16 protein-coding genes and 1 pseudogene are annotated in these 16,410 nt (G+C 49.2%); 7 read left to right on the top strand and 10 right to left on the bottom strand.

All coding sequences use genetic code 11. From position 1 onward, the window contains the following. Position 1 precedes the first annotated feature (1 nt). The 10 genes from LZP69_RS05355 to hisG form a co-directional block, all read right to left on the bottom strand. A complete protein-coding gene (locus LZP69_RS05355; protein WP_234199156.1) occupies positions 2–742 on the bottom strand; it encodes a response regulator in 741 nt (246 codons plus the stop codon). Between the two features lie 215 nt (positions 743–957). Next, positions 958–2,043 carry a GGDEF domain-containing protein gene (locus LZP69_RS05350; protein WP_234199155.1) on the bottom strand — a complete coding sequence of 362 codons (1,086 nt, stop codon included), beginning with the start codon at positions 2,041–2,043 and terminating at the stop codon, positions 958–960. Positions 2,044–2,450: 407 nt separating this feature from the next. Continuing rightward, positions 2,451–3,071 carry a bifunctional phosphoribosyl-AMP cyclohydrolase/phosphoribosyl-ATP diphosphatase HisIE gene (gene hisIE, locus LZP69_RS05345; RefSeq protein WP_234199154.1) on the bottom strand — a complete coding sequence of 207 codons (621 nt, stop codon included), beginning with the start codon at positions 3,069–3,071 and terminating at the stop codon, positions 2,451–2,453. Between the two features lie 16 nt (positions 3,072–3,087). Beyond that, positions 3,088–3,861 (bottom strand): imidazole glycerol phosphate synthase subunit HisF, encoded by a 774-nt coding sequence (gene hisF, locus LZP69_RS05340; protein WP_234199153.1) that lies wholly within the window; start codon positions 3,859–3,861, stop codon positions 3,088–3,090. Further along, on the bottom strand, positions 3,843–4,580 hold the full coding sequence (hisA, locus tag LZP69_RS05335) for a 1-(5-phosphoribosyl)-5-[(5-phosphoribosylamino)methylideneamino]imidazole-4-carboxamide isomerase (RefSeq protein WP_234199152.1): 738 nt from the start codon (positions 4,578–4,580) through the stop codon (positions 3,843–3,845). The genes hisF and hisA overlap by 19 nt, the downstream gene beginning before the upstream one ends. After that, positions 4,577–5,245 (bottom strand): imidazole glycerol phosphate synthase subunit HisH, encoded by a 669-nt coding sequence (gene hisH / locus LZP69_RS05330; protein WP_234199151.1) that lies wholly within the window; start codon positions 5,243–5,245, stop codon positions 4,577–4,579. Before hisH ends, hisA begins: the two co-directional genes overlap by 4 nt. Beyond that, complete coding sequence (hisB, locus tag LZP69_RS05325) at positions 5,242–6,309, bottom strand: bifunctional histidinol-phosphatase/imidazoleglycerol-phosphate dehydratase HisB (protein WP_234199150.1); 1,068 nt, start codon at positions 6,307–6,309, stop codon at positions 5,242–5,244. Before hisB ends, hisH begins: the two co-directional genes overlap by 4 nt. A gap of 72 nt (positions 6,310–6,381) precedes the next feature. Beyond that, complete coding sequence (gene hisC / locus LZP69_RS05320) at positions 6,382–7,449, bottom strand: histidinol-phosphate transaminase (protein ID WP_234199149.1); 1,068 nt, start codon at positions 7,447–7,449, stop codon at positions 6,382–6,384. Then, complete coding sequence (gene hisD, locus LZP69_RS05315) at positions 7,450–8,757, bottom strand: histidinol dehydrogenase (protein WP_234199268.1); 1,308 nt, start codon at positions 8,755–8,757, stop codon at positions 7,450–7,452. Positions 8,758–8,794: 37 nt separating this feature from the next. Continuing rightward, positions 8,795–9,694: an ATP phosphoribosyltransferase gene (hisG, locus tag LZP69_RS05310; RefSeq protein WP_234199148.1), complete on the bottom strand. Its 900-nt coding sequence runs from the start codon at positions 9,692–9,694 to the stop codon at positions 8,795–8,797. Positions 9,695–10,131: 437 nt separating this feature from the next. Between hisG and LZP69_RS05305 the strand changes: the two genes are divergently transcribed. From LZP69_RS05305 to LZP69_RS05280, 7 genes and pseudogenes are all read left to right on the top strand, one after another. Next, complete coding sequence (locus LZP69_RS05305) at positions 10,132–12,057, top strand: ATP-dependent DNA helicase (protein ID WP_234199147.1); 1,926 nt, start codon at positions 10,132–10,134, stop codon at positions 12,055–12,057. A 217-nt stretch (positions 12,058–12,274) separates the two neighbouring features. After that, positions 12,275–12,988, top strand: a complete 714-nt coding sequence (gene tsaB, locus LZP69_RS05300; RefSeq protein ID WP_234199146.1) for a tRNA (adenosine(37)-N6)-threonylcarbamoyltransferase complex dimerization subunit type 1 TsaB — start codon at positions 12,275–12,277, stop codon at positions 12,986–12,988. 158 nt (positions 12,989–13,146) lie between these two features. Further along, positions 13,147–13,215 (top strand): annotated as a pseudogene (locus LZP69_RS16735) (pentapeptide repeat-containing protein); the annotation flags it as partial. A gap of 94 nt (positions 13,216–13,309) precedes the next feature. Next, positions 13,310–13,699, top strand: a complete 390-nt coding sequence (locus LZP69_RS05295; protein ID WP_234199145.1) for a hypothetical protein — start codon at positions 13,310–13,312, stop codon at positions 13,697–13,699. A 108-nt stretch (positions 13,700–13,807) separates the two neighbouring features. After that, positions 13,808–14,521, top strand: coding sequence for a M50 family metallopeptidase (locus LZP69_RS05290; RefSeq protein WP_234199144.1), 714 nt, complete (start codon positions 13,808–13,810; stop codon positions 14,519–14,521). Positions 14,522–14,643: 122 nt separating this feature from the next. Further along, positions 14,644–15,471, top strand: coding sequence for a class I SAM-dependent methyltransferase (locus LZP69_RS05285; RefSeq protein ID WP_234199143.1), 828 nt, complete (start codon positions 14,644–14,646; stop codon positions 15,469–15,471). 6 nt (positions 15,472–15,477) lie between these two features. Continuing rightward, positions 15,478–16,368 carry an alpha/beta fold hydrolase gene (locus LZP69_RS05280; RefSeq protein ID WP_234199142.1) on the top strand — a complete coding sequence of 297 codons (891 nt, stop codon included), beginning with the start codon at positions 15,478–15,480 and terminating at the stop codon, positions 16,366–16,368. The last annotated feature ends 42 nt before the right edge of the window (positions 16,369–16,410 follow it).

Raw genomic sequence — 16,410 nt, 5'->3', positions numbered from 1 at the left:
ATTAATCTCCGACAAACAGGTAACCTTTACCGTGAATGGTTTTGATACGTGTTGCGTGATTGGGATCATCGCCGAGCTTTCGGCGAATGCGAGAAACTCGTAGGTCTATGGTTCGATGAGAGCTCTCGTAACCAAGGTTGTTAAAATAATCGGAAATAGAATCTCTGTCGCATATCTCTCCTGGCTTGCTTGCCAGTAACCAAAGTAGCTCAAATTCAGCAGTGGTCAATTCAATATCTTGCCCATGTTGTTGTATACGTTGATATTTTTTATCAATACTGAGTCCATCAAATTCGATTGCACTATCGTCTTTACTGTTAGTCTTACTTAATTTATCTTCGGTTTGGGATTCAGTTTTACGTCTTAACAAAGCTCTGACTCTGGCTAACAATACCCGTGAACGTACGGGCTTAGCCAGATAATCGTCGGCACCGGTTTCTAAGCCAGCGACTTCGTCTATATCATTATTGAGTGCGGTTAACATCAATATAGGGCCGCTATAGTTGCCTTCGATTCCGGGATGGCCATGACGCACTGCTCGGCAGATGGATAAGCCATCCATGTCAGGAAGCATAACATCCAAGATAACTAACATGGGTTGCTCAATGATGATGCTCTCTACGGCTTTGGTACCGTTATGTTCTATCTTAGTTTTATAGCCGTTCATCTCAAGAAAATCAGCGACTAAATGAGCCAGATCGGCATCGTCATCGACAATCAATATCCAATTACTTTGCTTCACGATATCCCTCAAAATGTTGCGTAACTGTAAAATATTTATTGCAAGTTATTATATATCATTTTTGTATTCTAATGTATGTTTTTGTATATAAAACTTGTTTTAGGTGTGGCACTTAGCTGGGAAGGGCTGATGTCGATTATGGGCGTTAATCATTTAATTTGGCGATCTAGAGCAATTAAGGCATCCATGCCTTGAAGGGGAATTAAACTTGCGACTTAGGTAGATTTTGATGAAATTTGAGCAATTTGATGAACATTTTTATGATTTAGTTGAAAACTTTCAGGAATCACTAACGCTTCATTCCCCATGTAGCTAAACCAAGAATTACGTGAGGAGTGCTTGGCCTGATAAAGCGCCATATCCGCAAGGTAAATAACCTGATCCCAGCTGATTATACTTGGTTGACTTATTGAAAAAGGATAGGGGGCTGCACCTATTGAGACGGTGATATTTATTTGACCATGTTGTTTTAGATCGATTTCCATTGACTCCATGGCATGACGGACTTTTTCAGTGAGTATATTTAGTTGCTTGCGATCGACAAATCGCGCAACCACTAGAAACTCTTCACCTCCCCAACGAACCACGTAATCATAGTTACGAAATAGAGTCATTAGCCGATGACCGACCTGAGCTAACACTTGATCACCTGCTAGATGACCATAGGTGTCGTTAATCTGCTTAAAGTGATCGATATCTATGATAATAGCCAGTAGATCGGCTTTATCTGGTTGTTGATCATTTTTCTGTATAGTTTCATAGATATGGTCTACCCGATTTAGATCCTGGGAGATTATCTCTTCAATAAAATGACGGTTCCTTATTCCGGTTAGAGAGTCTGTTTGACTCATAGTGTAAAGCCGTAGGTTTTCTATTTTTAATGCTTGAGTGCGTTGAGCTACCTCTTGTTCCAGTCGGTGTTGAGAAACGACTATAGCTCTTCTATAGAGGAGCTGTAACACGAGGATGATAGTGATAAGTGGTACGAAGTAATGCAGTAATCTCGGAAAATCTTCTTTGATGTCACTGAACCATGTTGGAGACCTGATGATTTCCTGAGGAGACGAGTTGAGTGAAGTTGAGCCCGAAGAAATTTGAGATTGGTTTATGTCATTGACGCTTAACTGTGCGGCGGCAAAGTGGTTAAGTGTGCTTGTTTGCGAAAATCTGCTAGTTGTGGTCGCTATCAACTGATAAGCCGTGGTCAAATAATCCTGGGTTGTGTGATGATAAGGTGTGATCAGTAATTGTGCCTGATTTATCCTGATATTGGCTTTGAGCTGGCAGGAAAATAATAGCAATAAACTGCAGGTAATTAATGCGCTTGTGTTTAATCGGCTCTTTCGAGAACACTTAACCATAACCGGATACCTCTTTGTTTGAACGCTGACATCTGCGGGCACTTAATCGGCGAATTTGTAATTGATTTGTTTGATTTGGTCGGTTTTATTACATCGCGCATTCATTTGTATATAAATGTATATTATTAGGTAAGGTGTTATATTGCAATAGTGGTGTAGATAAAGAGGTGCAGTCCGAGGGAGGGCGTGTTATGCCAAGTCGCGGTTAAGTATCTCTTTGTGTAACGGCTAATTGAAAGAGATATGAAGAGGTTTTGAAAGTAAACTGCCTGAAATACGGGCTGAAATAGAGGGGGGGGGATTAACAGGCGAGAAGGCCCCATTATTTTGGGGCACTCAATTAATGCTTATTTGTCGGCAGCGTTGTGACGCTTTAACAAGTTCGCGCTGATATCGGCCAGGCTTAGCTGCTGATCTTCGAGTAATACTAATAAGTGATACATCAGATCAGAGGCTTCATTGATCAGCTCCTCTTTATCATGGGTTGCAGCTGCCAATGCGGTTTCCAAACCCTCTTCGCCGACTTTCTGAGCGATGCGTTTGGTGCCTCGTTCAAACAGATAAGCAGTGTAACTGGATTTGGCATCTTGTCCTTTACGTGAAGCGATGAGTTGTGCCAGATTATCGATAAAGGGATGCGCCTCGCCATCGGGCCAGCAGCTTTCTCGCTGTAAATGGCAAGTGGGGCCATTGGGGATGGCCTGAACCAATAGGCTGTCGTTATCACAATCGCTATCGATAGAAATAAGATCTAGGGTATGGCCAGAGGTTTCGCCCTTGGTCCACAACCGCTGTTTACTACGGCTATAAAAAGTGACTTTTTGACTGCTTAGGGTTTTTTCTAGCGCCGCTTTATCCATGTAGCCAAGCATTAATACTTTGCCTGTGAGATGATTTTGAACCACTGCAGGTAGCAGGCCTTGCTGTTTGTCCCAATCGAGCTGGGCAAATTTTTCTATGTTTTTCATAAGCGTTCCTTCAAGCTTAAATTCGAATCGTTATGCCGTTGTCAATCAGATAGGCTTTTAACTGCTGAATGTCGATGATTCCTTTATGAAATACGCTGGCAGCGAGGGCGGCATCGACTCCTGCCTCGACAAAGACGGCTTTAAAGTGGGCCATGGTGCCGGCACCGCCAGAGGCGATTAAGGGAACGTCACAGATGGCGCGTACCATAGCAAGCTGCTTGATATCATAGCCCTGCCTGACGCCGTCTTGGTTCATCACATTCAGCACGATTTCGCCACAGCCACGTTTTTGTACCTCTTCGACCCAGTCTTGGGTATACCATTGGGTGTCTTTTGTGGCGGCTTCATCACCGGTAAACTGCTTAACTTTGTAGCTGTCAGTCTGCGTGTCATAGTAAGAGTCGATGCCTATGACGATGCACTGGCGGCCAAACTCATCCTGCAAGCGATCGATAAGACTAGGATCGCTCAGCGCCGGTGAGTTAATGGATATTTTATCGGCGCCAAAGGCGAGTTTTTCTCGCGCCTGTTCGATGGTTTTAATGCCGCCTGCGACGCAAAAGGGGATATCTATCTGCTCGGCGACTCGGCTGACCCAGGTTTTATCCACGACTCTGTCGTGGGCGCTGGCGGTAATATCATAGAAAACCAATTCATCGGCGCCCTCAAGGGCGTAACGCGCTGCAAGGGGGACGATATCACCGACAATTTCATGGTTACGAAATTGCACCCCTTTAACGACTTTACCTTCGCGCACATCAAGACAGGGGACTATTCGTTTGGCCAGCATGCAATTGCCTCCTCGACGCTGAAATTTTCAATTAGTAGGGCTTTACCTATGATGATGCCGCTGGCGCCGCTGTCGCGCACTGCCGCAACATCGTCTAAGCTTGCTATCCCACCAGAAGCCTGCCATTGAATATCGGGATACAGGGCGGCAATCTCTTGATAAAGTTCGGTATTACTGCCTTGTAATGTGCCATCGCGACTGATGTCTGTCACCAGCGCATGTTTAAGGCCAAAGGGGCTAAAAGACTCGACCAAAGACTCTAAGGTCTTACCGCCACCAGTTTGCCAGCCCGATACGGCGACAATTTTCTCACCCTGATCGTTAATGTTCACATCCAGCGCCAGGCAGATGGCTTCGCTGCCATATTTTTCAAACCAGCGCTGTACCAGCTCAGTTTGTTTAACCGCAAGTGAGCCGATCACCACGCGCTTAACGCCAATTTCCAGCAGTTCGGCGACCTGGGCTTCGCTGCGAATACCGCCGCCTACCTGTATCTTGGCATCGAGGCCATTGACCAGTTGACCTATCAAGGCGGTTTGACGTTTGGCGGGATCTTTGGCGCCGGTTAAGTCCACGATATGCAACCATCTGGCTCCTTGTGCCTGATAGGATTGCAATTGAGCGAGCGGACTTAAATCGAAGGTGGTTTGCTGATTGTAATCCCCCTGATAGAGGCGCACCACTTGCCCCTCGATGAGATCGATAGCGGGAATGATCATAGTTCAGCCTCCGAGGGAGTTAATCTAGATGGTAAGTTATCAGACGTCATTTTCATGAAGTTTTTGAGGATTTGTGCCCCGACAGCGGCACTTTTTTCCGGGTGAAACTGTACGCCCATAAAATTATCCTTAGCGATAGCGGCACTGAAACGTTCGCCATATTCGCTCTGGGCTATGGTGTACTGACTCAGGGGGGCGCGATAGCTGTGAACAAAATAGACATAACTGCCGTCTGCTATCCCGTTAAACAGGGGATGAGCACTGGGTGAGATCTGGTTCCAGCCCATGTGGGGCAGTGGCAGCCCCTTACTGTCTAAGTCACTAATTTCTGTATCGATAAGGCCAAGACAGGCACAAGCATCCCCATCATCATTGATCCCTTTCTCGGTTGAGGAGTTAGTCATCATCTGCATACCCAGGCAGACCCCAAGCACAGGCTGTGTTAATGACTGAATAACTGCTATCAAATTTTTTGATCTAAGTGAGGCCATCGCTGCCTGAGCGCTGCCGACGCCGGGTAAGACGATTCGAGTGGCGTTGCGGATTTTATCTATATCATCGCTGATCTCCACATCGGCATTGATGCGCTCAAAGGCATAGCGTACCGAGCTTAAATTGGCACAGCCTGTGTCTATGATAATGGTGCTGTCTTTATCTGAGATCATAATACACCTTTACTCGATGGCAGGGTGTCACCCTCAACTTTAATGGCTTGGCGCAAGGTGCGGCCTAGCACTTTAAACAGGCTCTCTACCTTGTGATGGTCGTTGTCGCCAGTGGTAGATATATGCAGGGTGCAGCGCAGTCCATCGGCGAAGGAGCGGAAGAAGTGTGGCACCATTTCCGTGGCCATTTCTCCCACCATCTCCCGCTCAAATTGCCCTTCAAATTTGATAAAAGGGCGACCGGACAGGTCGAGCAAGCAGCTGGCATTGGCCTCGTCCATAGGAATGCTGAAACCAAAGCGGGCAATGCCTCGTTTGTCACCTAAGGCTTCTCTTAGGGCATCGCCTATGGCGAGACCGGTATCTTCGACGCTGTGATGATCGTCTATCTCCAGATCGCCATCCACACTCACGTCCATCTTAAAGGCGCCGTGGGTCGCTATTTGATCCAGCATGTGGTCAAAAAAGCCTATGCCTGTTTTGATCAGACTCTTTTGCTGGCTGTCGAGATCGACAGTGACGCGAATATTGGTTTCCTTTGTAGTGCGAATGACAGTTGCGATGCGGTTACTACTGAGTAACTGTTTTGCTATGGCATCCCAATTTAAGGTTTCACTGTGATATTGCAGCCCCAAAATGCCCATGGCGTCGGCCAAGCCCATATCGGTCGCTCTGTCGCCTATCACGGCAGAGCGGGTAAAATCGATGCGCCCTTCGGTGAGGTATGGCTTTACCAGGCCGAGTTTGGGTTTGCGACAGCTGCAGTTTTCATCATCAAAATGAGGACAGATAAGCACCTCATCGAAAACGATCCCTTGACTTGTGAGGATCTGCATCATCATATCCTGAGGTGCGTCGAAATCCTCTTTAGGAAACGAGGGGGTGCCCAGCCCATCCTGATTACTCACCATGACTAGCCGATATCCGGCCGCCTGCAGCTTAAGCAGCGCTGGGATCACCTGGGGTTCAAATACCAGTTTGCTCAGGCTATCGACCTGTTTGTCTGTGATGGGTTCTTCGATAATGGTGCCATCTCTGTCGATAAAAAGTATCTTTTGTTTCATCGCTACTCCCTTTAATTCAACTCTTACTTAGCATCTTAATTTGAGTGAGATGCTCGCTCTCACGCACTTACTCTATTGGCTTTTTATCTTGATAAGCAGATCGATCAATTGCTCGATTATTAGATCGGTTTGTTCATCACTGGCAAAGCTAAAACGGACACTGCTCGCCAGCGCCGGGTCTTTATAGGCTCGCGCTACCACACCGGCCTGTTTGAGTGCGCTTTGCACCAGGGCGACATCCTCAAAACTGGCCAAGATAAAGTTGCCGTGTGCGGGCAGAACAGTGGCGCCCATGCGCATCAGGGCTTCGGTCAGACGCAGGCCATTTTGTTTAAGCTGCGCTACCTGGGTTTTCATTGTCTCTATGCCTGTAGGACTTAATGCCTGACACGCAAGCACTGAGACCGGCAGCGGCACTGGATAGGGAGCGATAACCCGCATCACCATCTCGATCACCTCGGGGTTGGCCAGCATAAAGCCGCAGCGGGCGCCCGCTAAGGCGAAGGCTTTTGACAAGGTTCTAAGCACCACCAGGTTTTCGTAACGCTCAATCAGATTGGCGACGCTAAAGCTCGCACAAAACTCGATATAGGCTTCATCGACCACCACCAACTTATCAGGCATGGCCTTGATCACTTGCTCAATCAATTCAGGTGCGATAACGGTCCCGGTAGGGTTGTTTGGATTACAGATGAAAACGATTTTTGCATCGCCCACCTGAGTGACAATATCTGATGGCAGCTGATAATCAGAGGTTAGGCGCAAGGCATTGACGCCAACATTAAAGGTTTGGGCGCTGATGGCGTACATGCCATAAGTCGGGCCAAAACAGGCAATGCTGTCTTCTCCCGGCGTACAGAAGGTGCGAATAAGCAGCTCAATGGCTTCATCTGCGCCTCGGCTGGTGAGCACCTGATTTGGCGTGACCCCAGCGTATTGCGCGTAGGCGTTAATCAGTTCAGCGGGCTGACATTCGGGATAACGGTTTAGGCCAAGCAAATCGCTGTTATTAAAAGGTGACTCGTTGGCATTGATCCACACCTGTCCTTCACCGCCTATACGACGGGCCGACTGATAGGGTTCTAAGGTCAACAGCTCAGGGCGGGCGAGGCGCTGGGCAAGATTAAGTGACTGGCTCATTTACGCCTCCTCGCTTGATTTGTTTAAACTTGAAAGTCGCAGTGCCACGGCATTTTTGTGGGCATCTAGCTGCTCTGCGCTCGCTAAGGTCATCACACTCTCGCCCAGGCGCTGTAAGCCTTGAGGGGTGAGCTCCTGTACCGTATAGCGGCGGCTGAAATCTGCCAGCGATAGACTAGAGACCGCGCGGCTGTAGCCATAGGTAGGCAGCACATGGTTGGTGCCGCTGGCATAATCGCCGACCGACTCTGGCGTATAGGCACCGAGGAAGATGGAGCCGGCGGCGCGCAGTTTGGGTAGTAACGCCCGTGGCGCGGCGGTTTGCACTATCAAGTGCTCAGGGCCATAGCGGTTAGAAACTAAGGCCGCCTGATTGAGATCCGCTACCAGCAGGGTGCGGCTGCAGCTTAAGGCCTGGCTGGCTATCTCGGCTCTTGGAAGCGTTGAGAGTTGCGCGGCGAGGGCAAGATTGACCTTATCGGCCAGAGTCTGGCTGTCGGTCACCAGCATCACCTGTGAATCGGGGCCATGCTCAGCCTGGGACAGGAGATCGGCGGCGATAAAGTCGGGGTTAGCATCCTTATCGGCGATCACCAAGACTTCGGACGGCCCGGCAGGCATATCGATAGCAACCACACAGCGACTGTCCTGGGAGACAAGACGTTTGGCCTCAGTGACATAACGGTTGCCAGGACCATAAATCTTATCAACGGAGGGAATCGACTCTGTTCCCAGCGCCAGCGCTGCAATGGCTTGAGCGCCGCCAACCTGAAATATTTGGGTGATGCCACAGGCATTGGCCGCATAGATGATGGCATCGTCTATGGGCGGCGGGCTGACCAGGATGCGTTGCTCACAACCTGCGATCTTCGCGGGCAGGGCGAGCATGAGTACGGTGGAGATGAGCGGTGCACTGCCACCGGGAATATAGAGGCCGACTTTTTCAATCGCTTCGCTTCTGAGCTCGCAGCGAATACCGGCTTGCGTTTCAACATCGATGGGCTTATATGCCTGCGCCTGATGAAAGGCTTGGATATTGTCCATGGCAAGGGCGATGGCATTTTTTATCTTGTCATCGACACGGTCACAGGCGGCAGCGATCGCCTGTGGAGAGAGTGCCAGGCTAGTAAGTTCGATACCGTCGAAGCGTTTTGAGAAGTCGATAAGCGCCGCATCGCCTTTATCGGCAACGCTGTCGATAATGTTTTTTACGCTCTGCTCCAGCGCCTGATCGCCAACCAGTGGCGAGCGGCGAAGGGCCTGCTCTTGCTCACTGGCACTCAATTGATTCCAGTTAAGTTGTTGCATGCTAATCGTTTGCAGGGGAGTTGTACTGCTCATCGTCTTAACCCATCATCTTTTCAATTGGCATCACCAGGATAGAGCTGGCACCCAGTTTAGTGAGCTGTTCCATGGTATCCCAGAACAGATCTTCTGTGCTGACCGCGTGAATTGCGACCCGGTTGGTATCGTCATTGAGGGGCAGCACTGTTGGGTTTTCGGCGCCAGGCAGCAGGGCCACAATCTGATCCAGTGTCTCAGTGGGGGCGTGCAGCAGAATGTATTTGCTCTCTTTGGCGCGGATGACACCATTGACGCGGGAAAGGATTTTATCGATAAGCGCCTGTTTGGCCGGTGTCTGCTCCTGCACTGATTGGATGATGCAGGCCATGGAGCGGTAGATCACTTCGGTTTCATACAGGCCATTGGCCTCTAAAGTTGCGCCGGTAGATACCAGATCGCAAATCCCGTCGGCCAAGCCGGCACGAGGTGCCACTTCCACCGAGCCTTTAAGCATACAGTCACGATAATTCACGCCTTTTTGTTGCATAAAACGGCGTAACAGGTTGGGGTAGGAGGTGGCGATGCGTAAGCCTTCTAATGAGGTAGCATCCTGATAGTCAAACTCGGCCGGTACGGCGAGAGAGAGGCGACAGCCGCCAAAGTCCAGATCCCGTAATTTGATGCACTCGGCAGGCTTGCCAAGAGTTTGCCGCTCTATCTGTTCCTCTTCCAGCACGTTTTCGCCAATGATGCCAAGATCCACGACACCATCCATCACCAAGCCTGGGATATCATCGTCACGTACCCGTAAAAGGTCGATGGGCAGATTGTCAGAGTGTGCGATCAGGCGTTGTTCGTTAATATTAAATTTAACCCCACAGCTTTTGAGCAACTTGAGCGACTCTTTCGAAAGACGGCCGGATTTTTGGATGGCGATGCGTAATCTGTTTGACTCTGGCATGGTTGATCTCCTCATCGATAAATTAATTTAATTTTAGAACTGTTAGACAAACTGTAAGTTAAAAAATAAAAACCCCCGGAATTCCTTCCAGGGGTCTCGATCTATCTTGAGTTAGCCGCCAGAAGGAAATAGACCTCCGGCAGTAAGCGTCCGAAGGCTACCGCATATGATGGTGACTATGGTTGTTGTTCAAACGCTGTTTCATTCTGTGCTGCTCACTTAGGCATAAATGGGTTTTAATATGGCGTAATTTTCGCCGAATCTGCATTTAAACTAATGAATATTTATTTTATGTGCAACCATTAATTTTTAATTGAACCTTAAAATGGGCTGTTTAAGGGATGGTTAGTCTTAAGAGTGTGATCGAGTGCAACTTGTACTTCTCTTATATTCACGGATAATGCCTCCATTATCCTAGCGATTTGTTTGGAGCGAGATTGGTTAACCGATTGACTCAGGAAGTAGAGCGCGTTTTTGCCCGTGAGGGGGCCATCGCCCGTTGGGTCAGTGGTTATAATTGTCGCCCGCAGCAACAAGCCATGGCCAGTGCGGTCAGTCAAGCCTTTGGAAAGGGAAACACTCTGGTCGTCGAGGCGGGAACCGGAGTGGGTAAGACCTACGCCTATCTTATTCCTACCTTGCTAAGCGGTAAGCAGGTGATTGTCAGCACAGGCAGTAAAAACCTGCAGGAGCAGTTGTTTTACAAGGATCTGCCCGAGCTGCTGCAGATGCTGGGCATGAACAAGAAAGTGGCGCTCCTTAAAGGGCGTAATAACTATCTGTGTCAGCGCAATCTGGAGAAGCAACTCGATGCCGCGTCTGCGACAAGCACCCAAGTGCTCGATGATCTGTTAAAGATCAATCAGTGGGCGGGTCAGACCCGGGATGGGGATATAGGCGGGATAAACAGTGTCTCTGAAAATTCGCCGGCCCTGCCTTTGGTGGTGAGCTCAAAAGAGTCTTGTATCGGTAAGGCCTGCGAACATTACGACATCTGTTTTACCCGTAAGGCGCGGCAGAAGGCCCTCGATGCTAAGGTTATCGTGGTCAACCATCATCTTTTTTTCGCCGATAGTCTGCTAAAGGAGACAGGTTTTGCCGAGCTGTTGCCCGATCCCGATGTGGTGATCTTCGATGAGGCTCATCTGTTACCGGATATTGCCGTGACCTATTTCGGCCAGCAGCTGAGCCTTAAGAGTCTACAACGTCAGCTGACAGGTTTTAGTGAGCTTTGCAGGAGCACTATGGCAGACTCGCCACAGATAGCCGTGATGAGCGCACGCTGTCAGAGCTTGCTCAGCCAATGGCAGAGCCAAGTGTTTGCGCTAGAACAGTCTGACTGGCGAGTGCTGCTCGGGCAAAAAGCGCTGATGTCACAATCCTGGGAGCTATTGGGGGAACTCACGGCATTTAAGCGACTGCTATTGGGTTATCTTGGGCGTAATGATGAGTTTGATGATGGGGTTGAAAAGTTCGATGCCCTGTTAAATACCCTGGAACGTTTTTTTCAATGTAACAATACCAACTGTGCTTACTCTATCGAGTTTGGCCATCACAATGCGTTGCTGCGGATAGCGCCTATTAATGTTGCTAAAGAGTGTCAGGCGCTGTTTCATGCCGATACCAGCTGGATATTTACCTCGGCGACCTTACAGATAAACCGTGATTTACGCCTGTTTACCGCTGCCCTTGGATTGGTAAAAGCACGTACTCTTATCCTCGACAGCCCCTTTGACTATGGCCGTCAGGCACTGTTTTGCGTACCAAGACATCTGGGTAGTGTTGCGAGTCAGGACAACGCCGCCCGTCAGCTGGTGGAGGTGGCAGTAAAAGCGATCAATGCCGCCAAGGGGCGCACTTTTATGCTGTTTACCAGCCACAGAATGTTAAATCAGGTTGCCGGTGCGCTCCATGGTCGAATTCATTATCCACTATTGGTACAGGGACAGGCGGGCAAACAGACCCTGCTGAAAAAATATCGCCAGCTTGGCAATGCTGTTTTGCTGGGCACAGGTGCTTTCTGGGAGGGGGTGGATGTGCGTGGTAAGCTGCTGAGCTGCGTTATCATAGACAAGCTGCCTTTTATCTCGCCCGACGATAACTTATATAAAGCCAGAGCCGAGGGGATCAGCCGTGACGGCGGCGATCCCTTTCTCTCTTTGTCTTTGCCCCAGGCTGTGATCAGCCTAAATCAAGGTGTTGGCCGCCTTATTCGGGATGAGAAAGATCGCGGCGTGCTTATCTTGTGCGACAACCGGATAGTGAATCGTCCATACGGTCAGGCTTTCATTAATTCTCTACCACCTATGGGGCGCACCCGAGATCTGAACAAAGTATTGTCATTTTTAGACAGCATCGATTGAGGGTGAATAGCGTATTGCATTCATATTCGCTGAGTCCTTATTCCCTAGCCCTTAGTCCCTAGTCCTTGGCCCTGTCCTAAAATTTGTCGCTGCAACTGAGAATTACGTTATAATCCCGACCATTCTTTCTTCGCAGTAAACTGCGTTTAGCCTGAGCTAACTTAAGTTCTGATTCTTATAAGTGTCAGTTTAGGCTGTTAATATTTTGGTTTTATTTATGTCTGAAACGAAAGCGAATTCATCTAACCTGACTGTTCTGGCTCTCGATACCTGCACCGAATCTTGCTCGGTGGCATTGGGTCATCAGGGCAACATTTATGCCCTGCAGGCCGATGCGCCCCGTGAGCACAGTCAGCGACTCCTGCCTATGGTCGATCAAGTATTAAAGCAGGCTGAGATAGGGCTGGATAAGGTGGAACTTATCGCTTACGGCCGCGGCCCTGGCAGTTTTACCGGGATCCGCATCTGTACCTCTATGACTCAAGGTTTAGCCCTTGGCCAGGATTTGCCCGTTGTTGGGATCTCTACCCTGCAGGCCATGGCGCAGCAGGCAATCGAACGACAAGGAGTGACTCAGGTCGTCGCGGCTATCGATGCCCGCATGGGGGAAGTCTATTGGGGCGAGTTTATCAACCGTGATGGCTTGGCGACCTTAGTTGGCAGTGAGCGCGTGTGCAAACCTCAGGAGGTGAGTCGAGAGCTGGATTATCAGCAGGCGGTTGCGGCCTGTGGCACAGGCTTTGATGCCTATCCAGAGCTGATATCTGAGACGATGAGCTTAGTCGATGAAGCCAAGTTTCCTCAGGCATCCTATATGCTGGCGCTGGCTCGTTATTCTTATGCAGCTGGACTCTCTACCGATGTGGAAGGACTGGAGCCCGTTTACCTGCGAGACACAGTTACCTGGAAGAAGCTTCCCGGCCGTGAGTAGTTGAATATTCAGCGAATAAGCTCAGGGTATCGGAATTAGTCTATGATTAGGTGTGTGTTCATAGGTTTTATAATGGGTTGAGATGATAGGGTCAGTGATCATGTTTCTGTCGTCCATTCACCTATTCAATCTCTTAGCAAGCCCCATAGCTAAGCGACAGCAACTTAAGCAACAGCAACTTAAGCAACAGCAACTTAAGTAACAGTAAGTTAAACAAGAGCAACTGATAAAGGTCTATATGAGCATGATCAGGCGTGCAGTTTCTAAAGAAAGAGTGAGCAAGTCCGCTTGCGAACGCTCGTTGCCGTTTTTAGGGGGCTTATGATGCAGTTTCCTAGCGGCAATTTGTTTCGCACCCAGCCATATTCTGCACCTTCATCACTGCAGCGAGAAACTATTGGTCTGAGTGAAGGCATCAATAAAACTCAGCAAACTCTTGTGCTGCCCGCAATTACACCACTTTCGAATGTAGGAAAAACAAGGGAAGCAACAGGGGAAGCAAGGGAACAAGCTGGGGCAGGGCTCAATAATAGCAGTGAAAAAAGTCGCAGTATCACAGCATTTGCGCTGTCGGATAGGCTAGATGCGAAACTTGAATATGACAGGCAAACTCAATCATCTGATTATGCCATCTCAGCCTATCTTAAGTGTGAGTACGCCGCTAAACGTGACGCCATATCGCAAATGGTGGGTATAGATACCTATGTGTAAGCGACTTATGTGTGAGCCGTTTATGTGTAAGCGACTTATGTCTAAGCTGCCTATGTTTAATCCCTATTTTCCTGCTGATTAATCCCTATGATGTCACGGACTGACAGTATGCATACCTTGCGTAAACCGAGTTCTGCTGTACCAAGCCGAGGTCAGTTTATAATTGAACTCATTCTTGCCTTAGTGTTGACCCGTATTCCCTATCTCAATGTGCCTTTTAACTGGTTAGAGAGTTATTTTCATGAGCTTTCTCATGCCTTAGCGACCCTGATGACAGGCGGCGCCGTGAGTCATATTGAGCTTTACAGTAATGGCGCCGGACTCTGTTTTAGCCTAGGTGGCTTGCCTGTGATGATTGGATTTGCAGGCTATTTTGGCGCGGCGCTCTGGGGAGGGCTGCTATTTTATCTGGCGACTTGGCAACGGGGGATACGCTTGAGTTTTGCCTGTCTCGGATTGGGGGTGATCCTCTCAGTGCTGTTTTGGGGGCGGGATCTGCTTACTATCCTCATCCTTGCCATCTTGGCCTTGCTCTTTCTGTTGCCACTTAAATTGAGCCAGAGTCCCATTTTGACTCTGCTATTAAGGTTGACGGGTTTGCTGGTGCTGCTCAATGCCTTAGCAAGTCCAGCTGTGCTATGGGGCGTGACGGGCAGAGGCGATGCCATCATGTTAGCGCAGCAGACCTGGTTGCCGACCTGGTTTTGGATCTTGCTCTGGTTACTCTCCTGTTTCGCTATGCTGTGGCTTTGCTGGCGGCGAGTCGACGGCCATGCAGCTAAAAGCTCCGCTATTGACGATAGCCACTCGCCAGGGCGTTAGTCTGCCCATTAGCCACAAGTAGGGACCGTCACTTAACAAAACGCAGTGAGGATTTTTGTTTTATTTCCTTTGTTAGGCTGTTAGCTTTTACCTTGTCTTTATTACTTTCAGGATGAAATTTAATGAAAAAATTAACCCTAGTCACAGCTATGCTTGCTCCTTCCTTGTTGAGTCTGTCGGTTTGGGCGCAGTCGCCTCAGCCTCAGGTGAGTCCCCAGATGCAAGCCGCTGTAAGCAACAGTTTGAGACAGGAAGCCAATATTGCCCGCGATATCTATCGTCATCCCGCCGAAACCCTGACCTTTTTTGGCATTAAACCGACAGATACTGTGATTGAACTCTGGCCGGGCGGGCGTTGGTACGCCGAGATCTTAGGCCCCTATCTTGCGGATGAGGGACATTACATTGCAGCCAATTTCGATGCTAATCCGCCAGCGGATGTGAAGACGCCCGCTTATCGGGTGCGTCTGGGCAAGGCCTTGGATCAGTGGCTGGTGGACAATAAGCAGGAGTTAGGTAAAGCCTCTGCCTTTGCCTTTGAGCCACCGCGTTTGGCATCACTTGGGGAAGATGAGAGCGCCGATGCTGTACTGACCTTCAGAAACCTGCATAACTGGGCGATGGCCGAGCAATTAGAAACCGTATTTGATGCCGCATACCAGGTGCTTAAACCCGGTGGCGTGTTGGGTGTGGTGGAGCACAGAGCCAAACCAGGCATGAGTATGTCTTCAGGTTATATGGAGCAGGAGGCTATGGTGAGCCTTGCGCAGGAGGCGGGTTTCACCCTAGTGGCCAGCAGCGAGGTTAACGCTAATACCAAGGACACCAAAGATCACCCTAAAGGGGTGTGGACATTGCCCCCTAGCCTAAGTTTAGGGGAGCAGGACAGGGAGAAATACCTAGCGATCGGAGAAAGTGATCGCATGACTCTCAAATTTATAAAAAAATAACCGTCAATGCCTGACAATACCCAGGGTTTATGGCAATCTTGCGGCCGCGAAAATGAGGTAGCGATTTCGCTGCCTCATATCCGTCTTGGCGGGCGGGTTTGGGGGGAGGATGATAAGCCCTTATTACTCGCGCTTCATGGCTGGTTGGATAACGCCAATAGTTTTCAGCCACTATCAAACTATTTAAAAGATTATCAATTGCTTGCAATCGATTGGCCTGGCCATGGTGCATCTCAGCACAGGCCGGGGGCCTATCCGCTGCACTGGATAGATTATCTCTATGATCTAGAGTGTTTGATTGAGCATATCAGTCGTTCAAGAACCCTCTATGGGGTGATAGGCCACTCGTTAGGCGGTATTGTGGCTTCGGCCTACAGCGCCGCCTTTGCCCAGAAGGTGCCTAATTGGATCTTAATTGAGGCGCTCTCGCCCCTGTTCGAATCATCAGAGAACAGCAGGCAGCGATTAGTGCGCAGTTTTCAAAGTCATAGCAGGCAAAAACCTGCGGATGCAAATCGTATCCTGATGCTCGATAGTGCGGTGAAGGCAAGGCATAAGTTGACCGGCTTAGCGTCAAACTGGTGTGAGCTATTGATTGAGCGAAATCTCACCCATACACAAGTGGGCTTGTGTTGGCGCAGCGATCCCAGGCTTAAATTGGACTCGCCGATGCGGCTCAACTTCGAGCATATAAAGGCCTTAATGCAGGATCATCCCGCCAGAGTCTTAGCTGTATCGGCCGATAAAGGGTATCGCCTTTTATCTCATCATCAGGATGAGATATCTGCTTGGTATCGGAATTTGACCTTAGTTCAGTTGGCTGGGGATCATCATCTGCACATGGGGAATGCTGCTGGGGTTGCCGCAGAGATTAAGAAATTTCTCGTCGGCGACTAACGCATTTCAGTGCTTTAGATAGGGCACAATTGAGTGCTTCAG

The sequence above is a fragment of the Shewanella sp. AS1 genome (genome assembly GCF_021412565.1).
Lineage (GTDB): Bacteria > Pseudomonadota > Gammaproteobacteria > Enterobacterales > Shewanellaceae > Shewanella.
This window is presented reverse-complemented; position numbering and strand designations above follow the sequence as displayed.

What these genes read in the sequence shown, in the direction of transcription:
- LZP69_RS05290 (WP_234199144.1), top strand. Translation starts at nt 13,808, where the DNA reads ATGCATACCTTGCGTAAACCGAGTTCTGCTGTACCAAGCCGAGGTCAG.
- LZP69_RS05285 (WP_234199143.1), top strand. Translation starts at nt 14,644, where the DNA reads ATGAAAAAATTAACCCTAGTCACAGCTATGCTTGCTCCTTCCTTGTTG.
- hisA (WP_234199152.1), bottom strand. Translation starts at nt 4,580, where the DNA reads ATGATCATTCCCGCTATCGATCTCATCGAGGGGCAAGTGGTGCGCCTC.
- hisIE (WP_234199154.1), bottom strand. Translation starts at nt 3,071, where the DNA reads ATGAAAAACATAGAAAAATTTGCCCAGCTCGATTGGGACAAACAGCAA.
- hisB (WP_234199150.1), bottom strand. Translation starts at nt 6,309, where the DNA reads ATGAAACAAAAGATACTTTTTATCGACAGAGATGGCACCATTATCGAA.
- hisC (WP_234199149.1), bottom strand. Translation starts at nt 7,449, where the DNA reads ATGAGCCAGTCACTTAATCTTGCCCAGCGCCTCGCCCGCCCTGAGCTG.
- hisD (WP_234199268.1), bottom strand. Translation starts at nt 8,757, where the DNA reads ATGCAACAACTTAACTGGAATCAATTGAGTGCCAGTGAGCAAGAGCAG.
- hisH (WP_234199151.1), bottom strand. Translation starts at nt 5,245, where the DNA reads ATGATCTCAGATAAAGACAGCACCATTATCATAGACACAGGCTGTGCC.
- hisF (WP_234199153.1), bottom strand. Translation starts at nt 3,861, where the DNA reads ATGCTGGCCAAACGAATAGTCCCCTGTCTTGATGTGCGCGAAGGTAAA.
- tsaB (WP_234199146.1), top strand. Translation starts at nt 12,275, where the DNA reads ATGTCTGAAACGAAAGCGAATTCATCTAACCTGACTGTTCTGGCTCTC.
- hisG (WP_234199148.1), bottom strand. Translation starts at nt 9,694, where the DNA reads ATGCCAGAGTCAAACAGATTACGCATCGCCATCCAAAAATCCGGCCGT.
- LZP69_RS05295 (WP_234199145.1), top strand. Translation starts at nt 13,310, where the DNA reads ATGATGCAGTTTCCTAGCGGCAATTTGTTTCGCACCCAGCCATATTCT.
- LZP69_RS05280 (WP_234199142.1), top strand. Translation starts at nt 15,478, where the DNA reads ATGCCTGACAATACCCAGGGTTTATGGCAATCTTGCGGCCGCGAAAAT.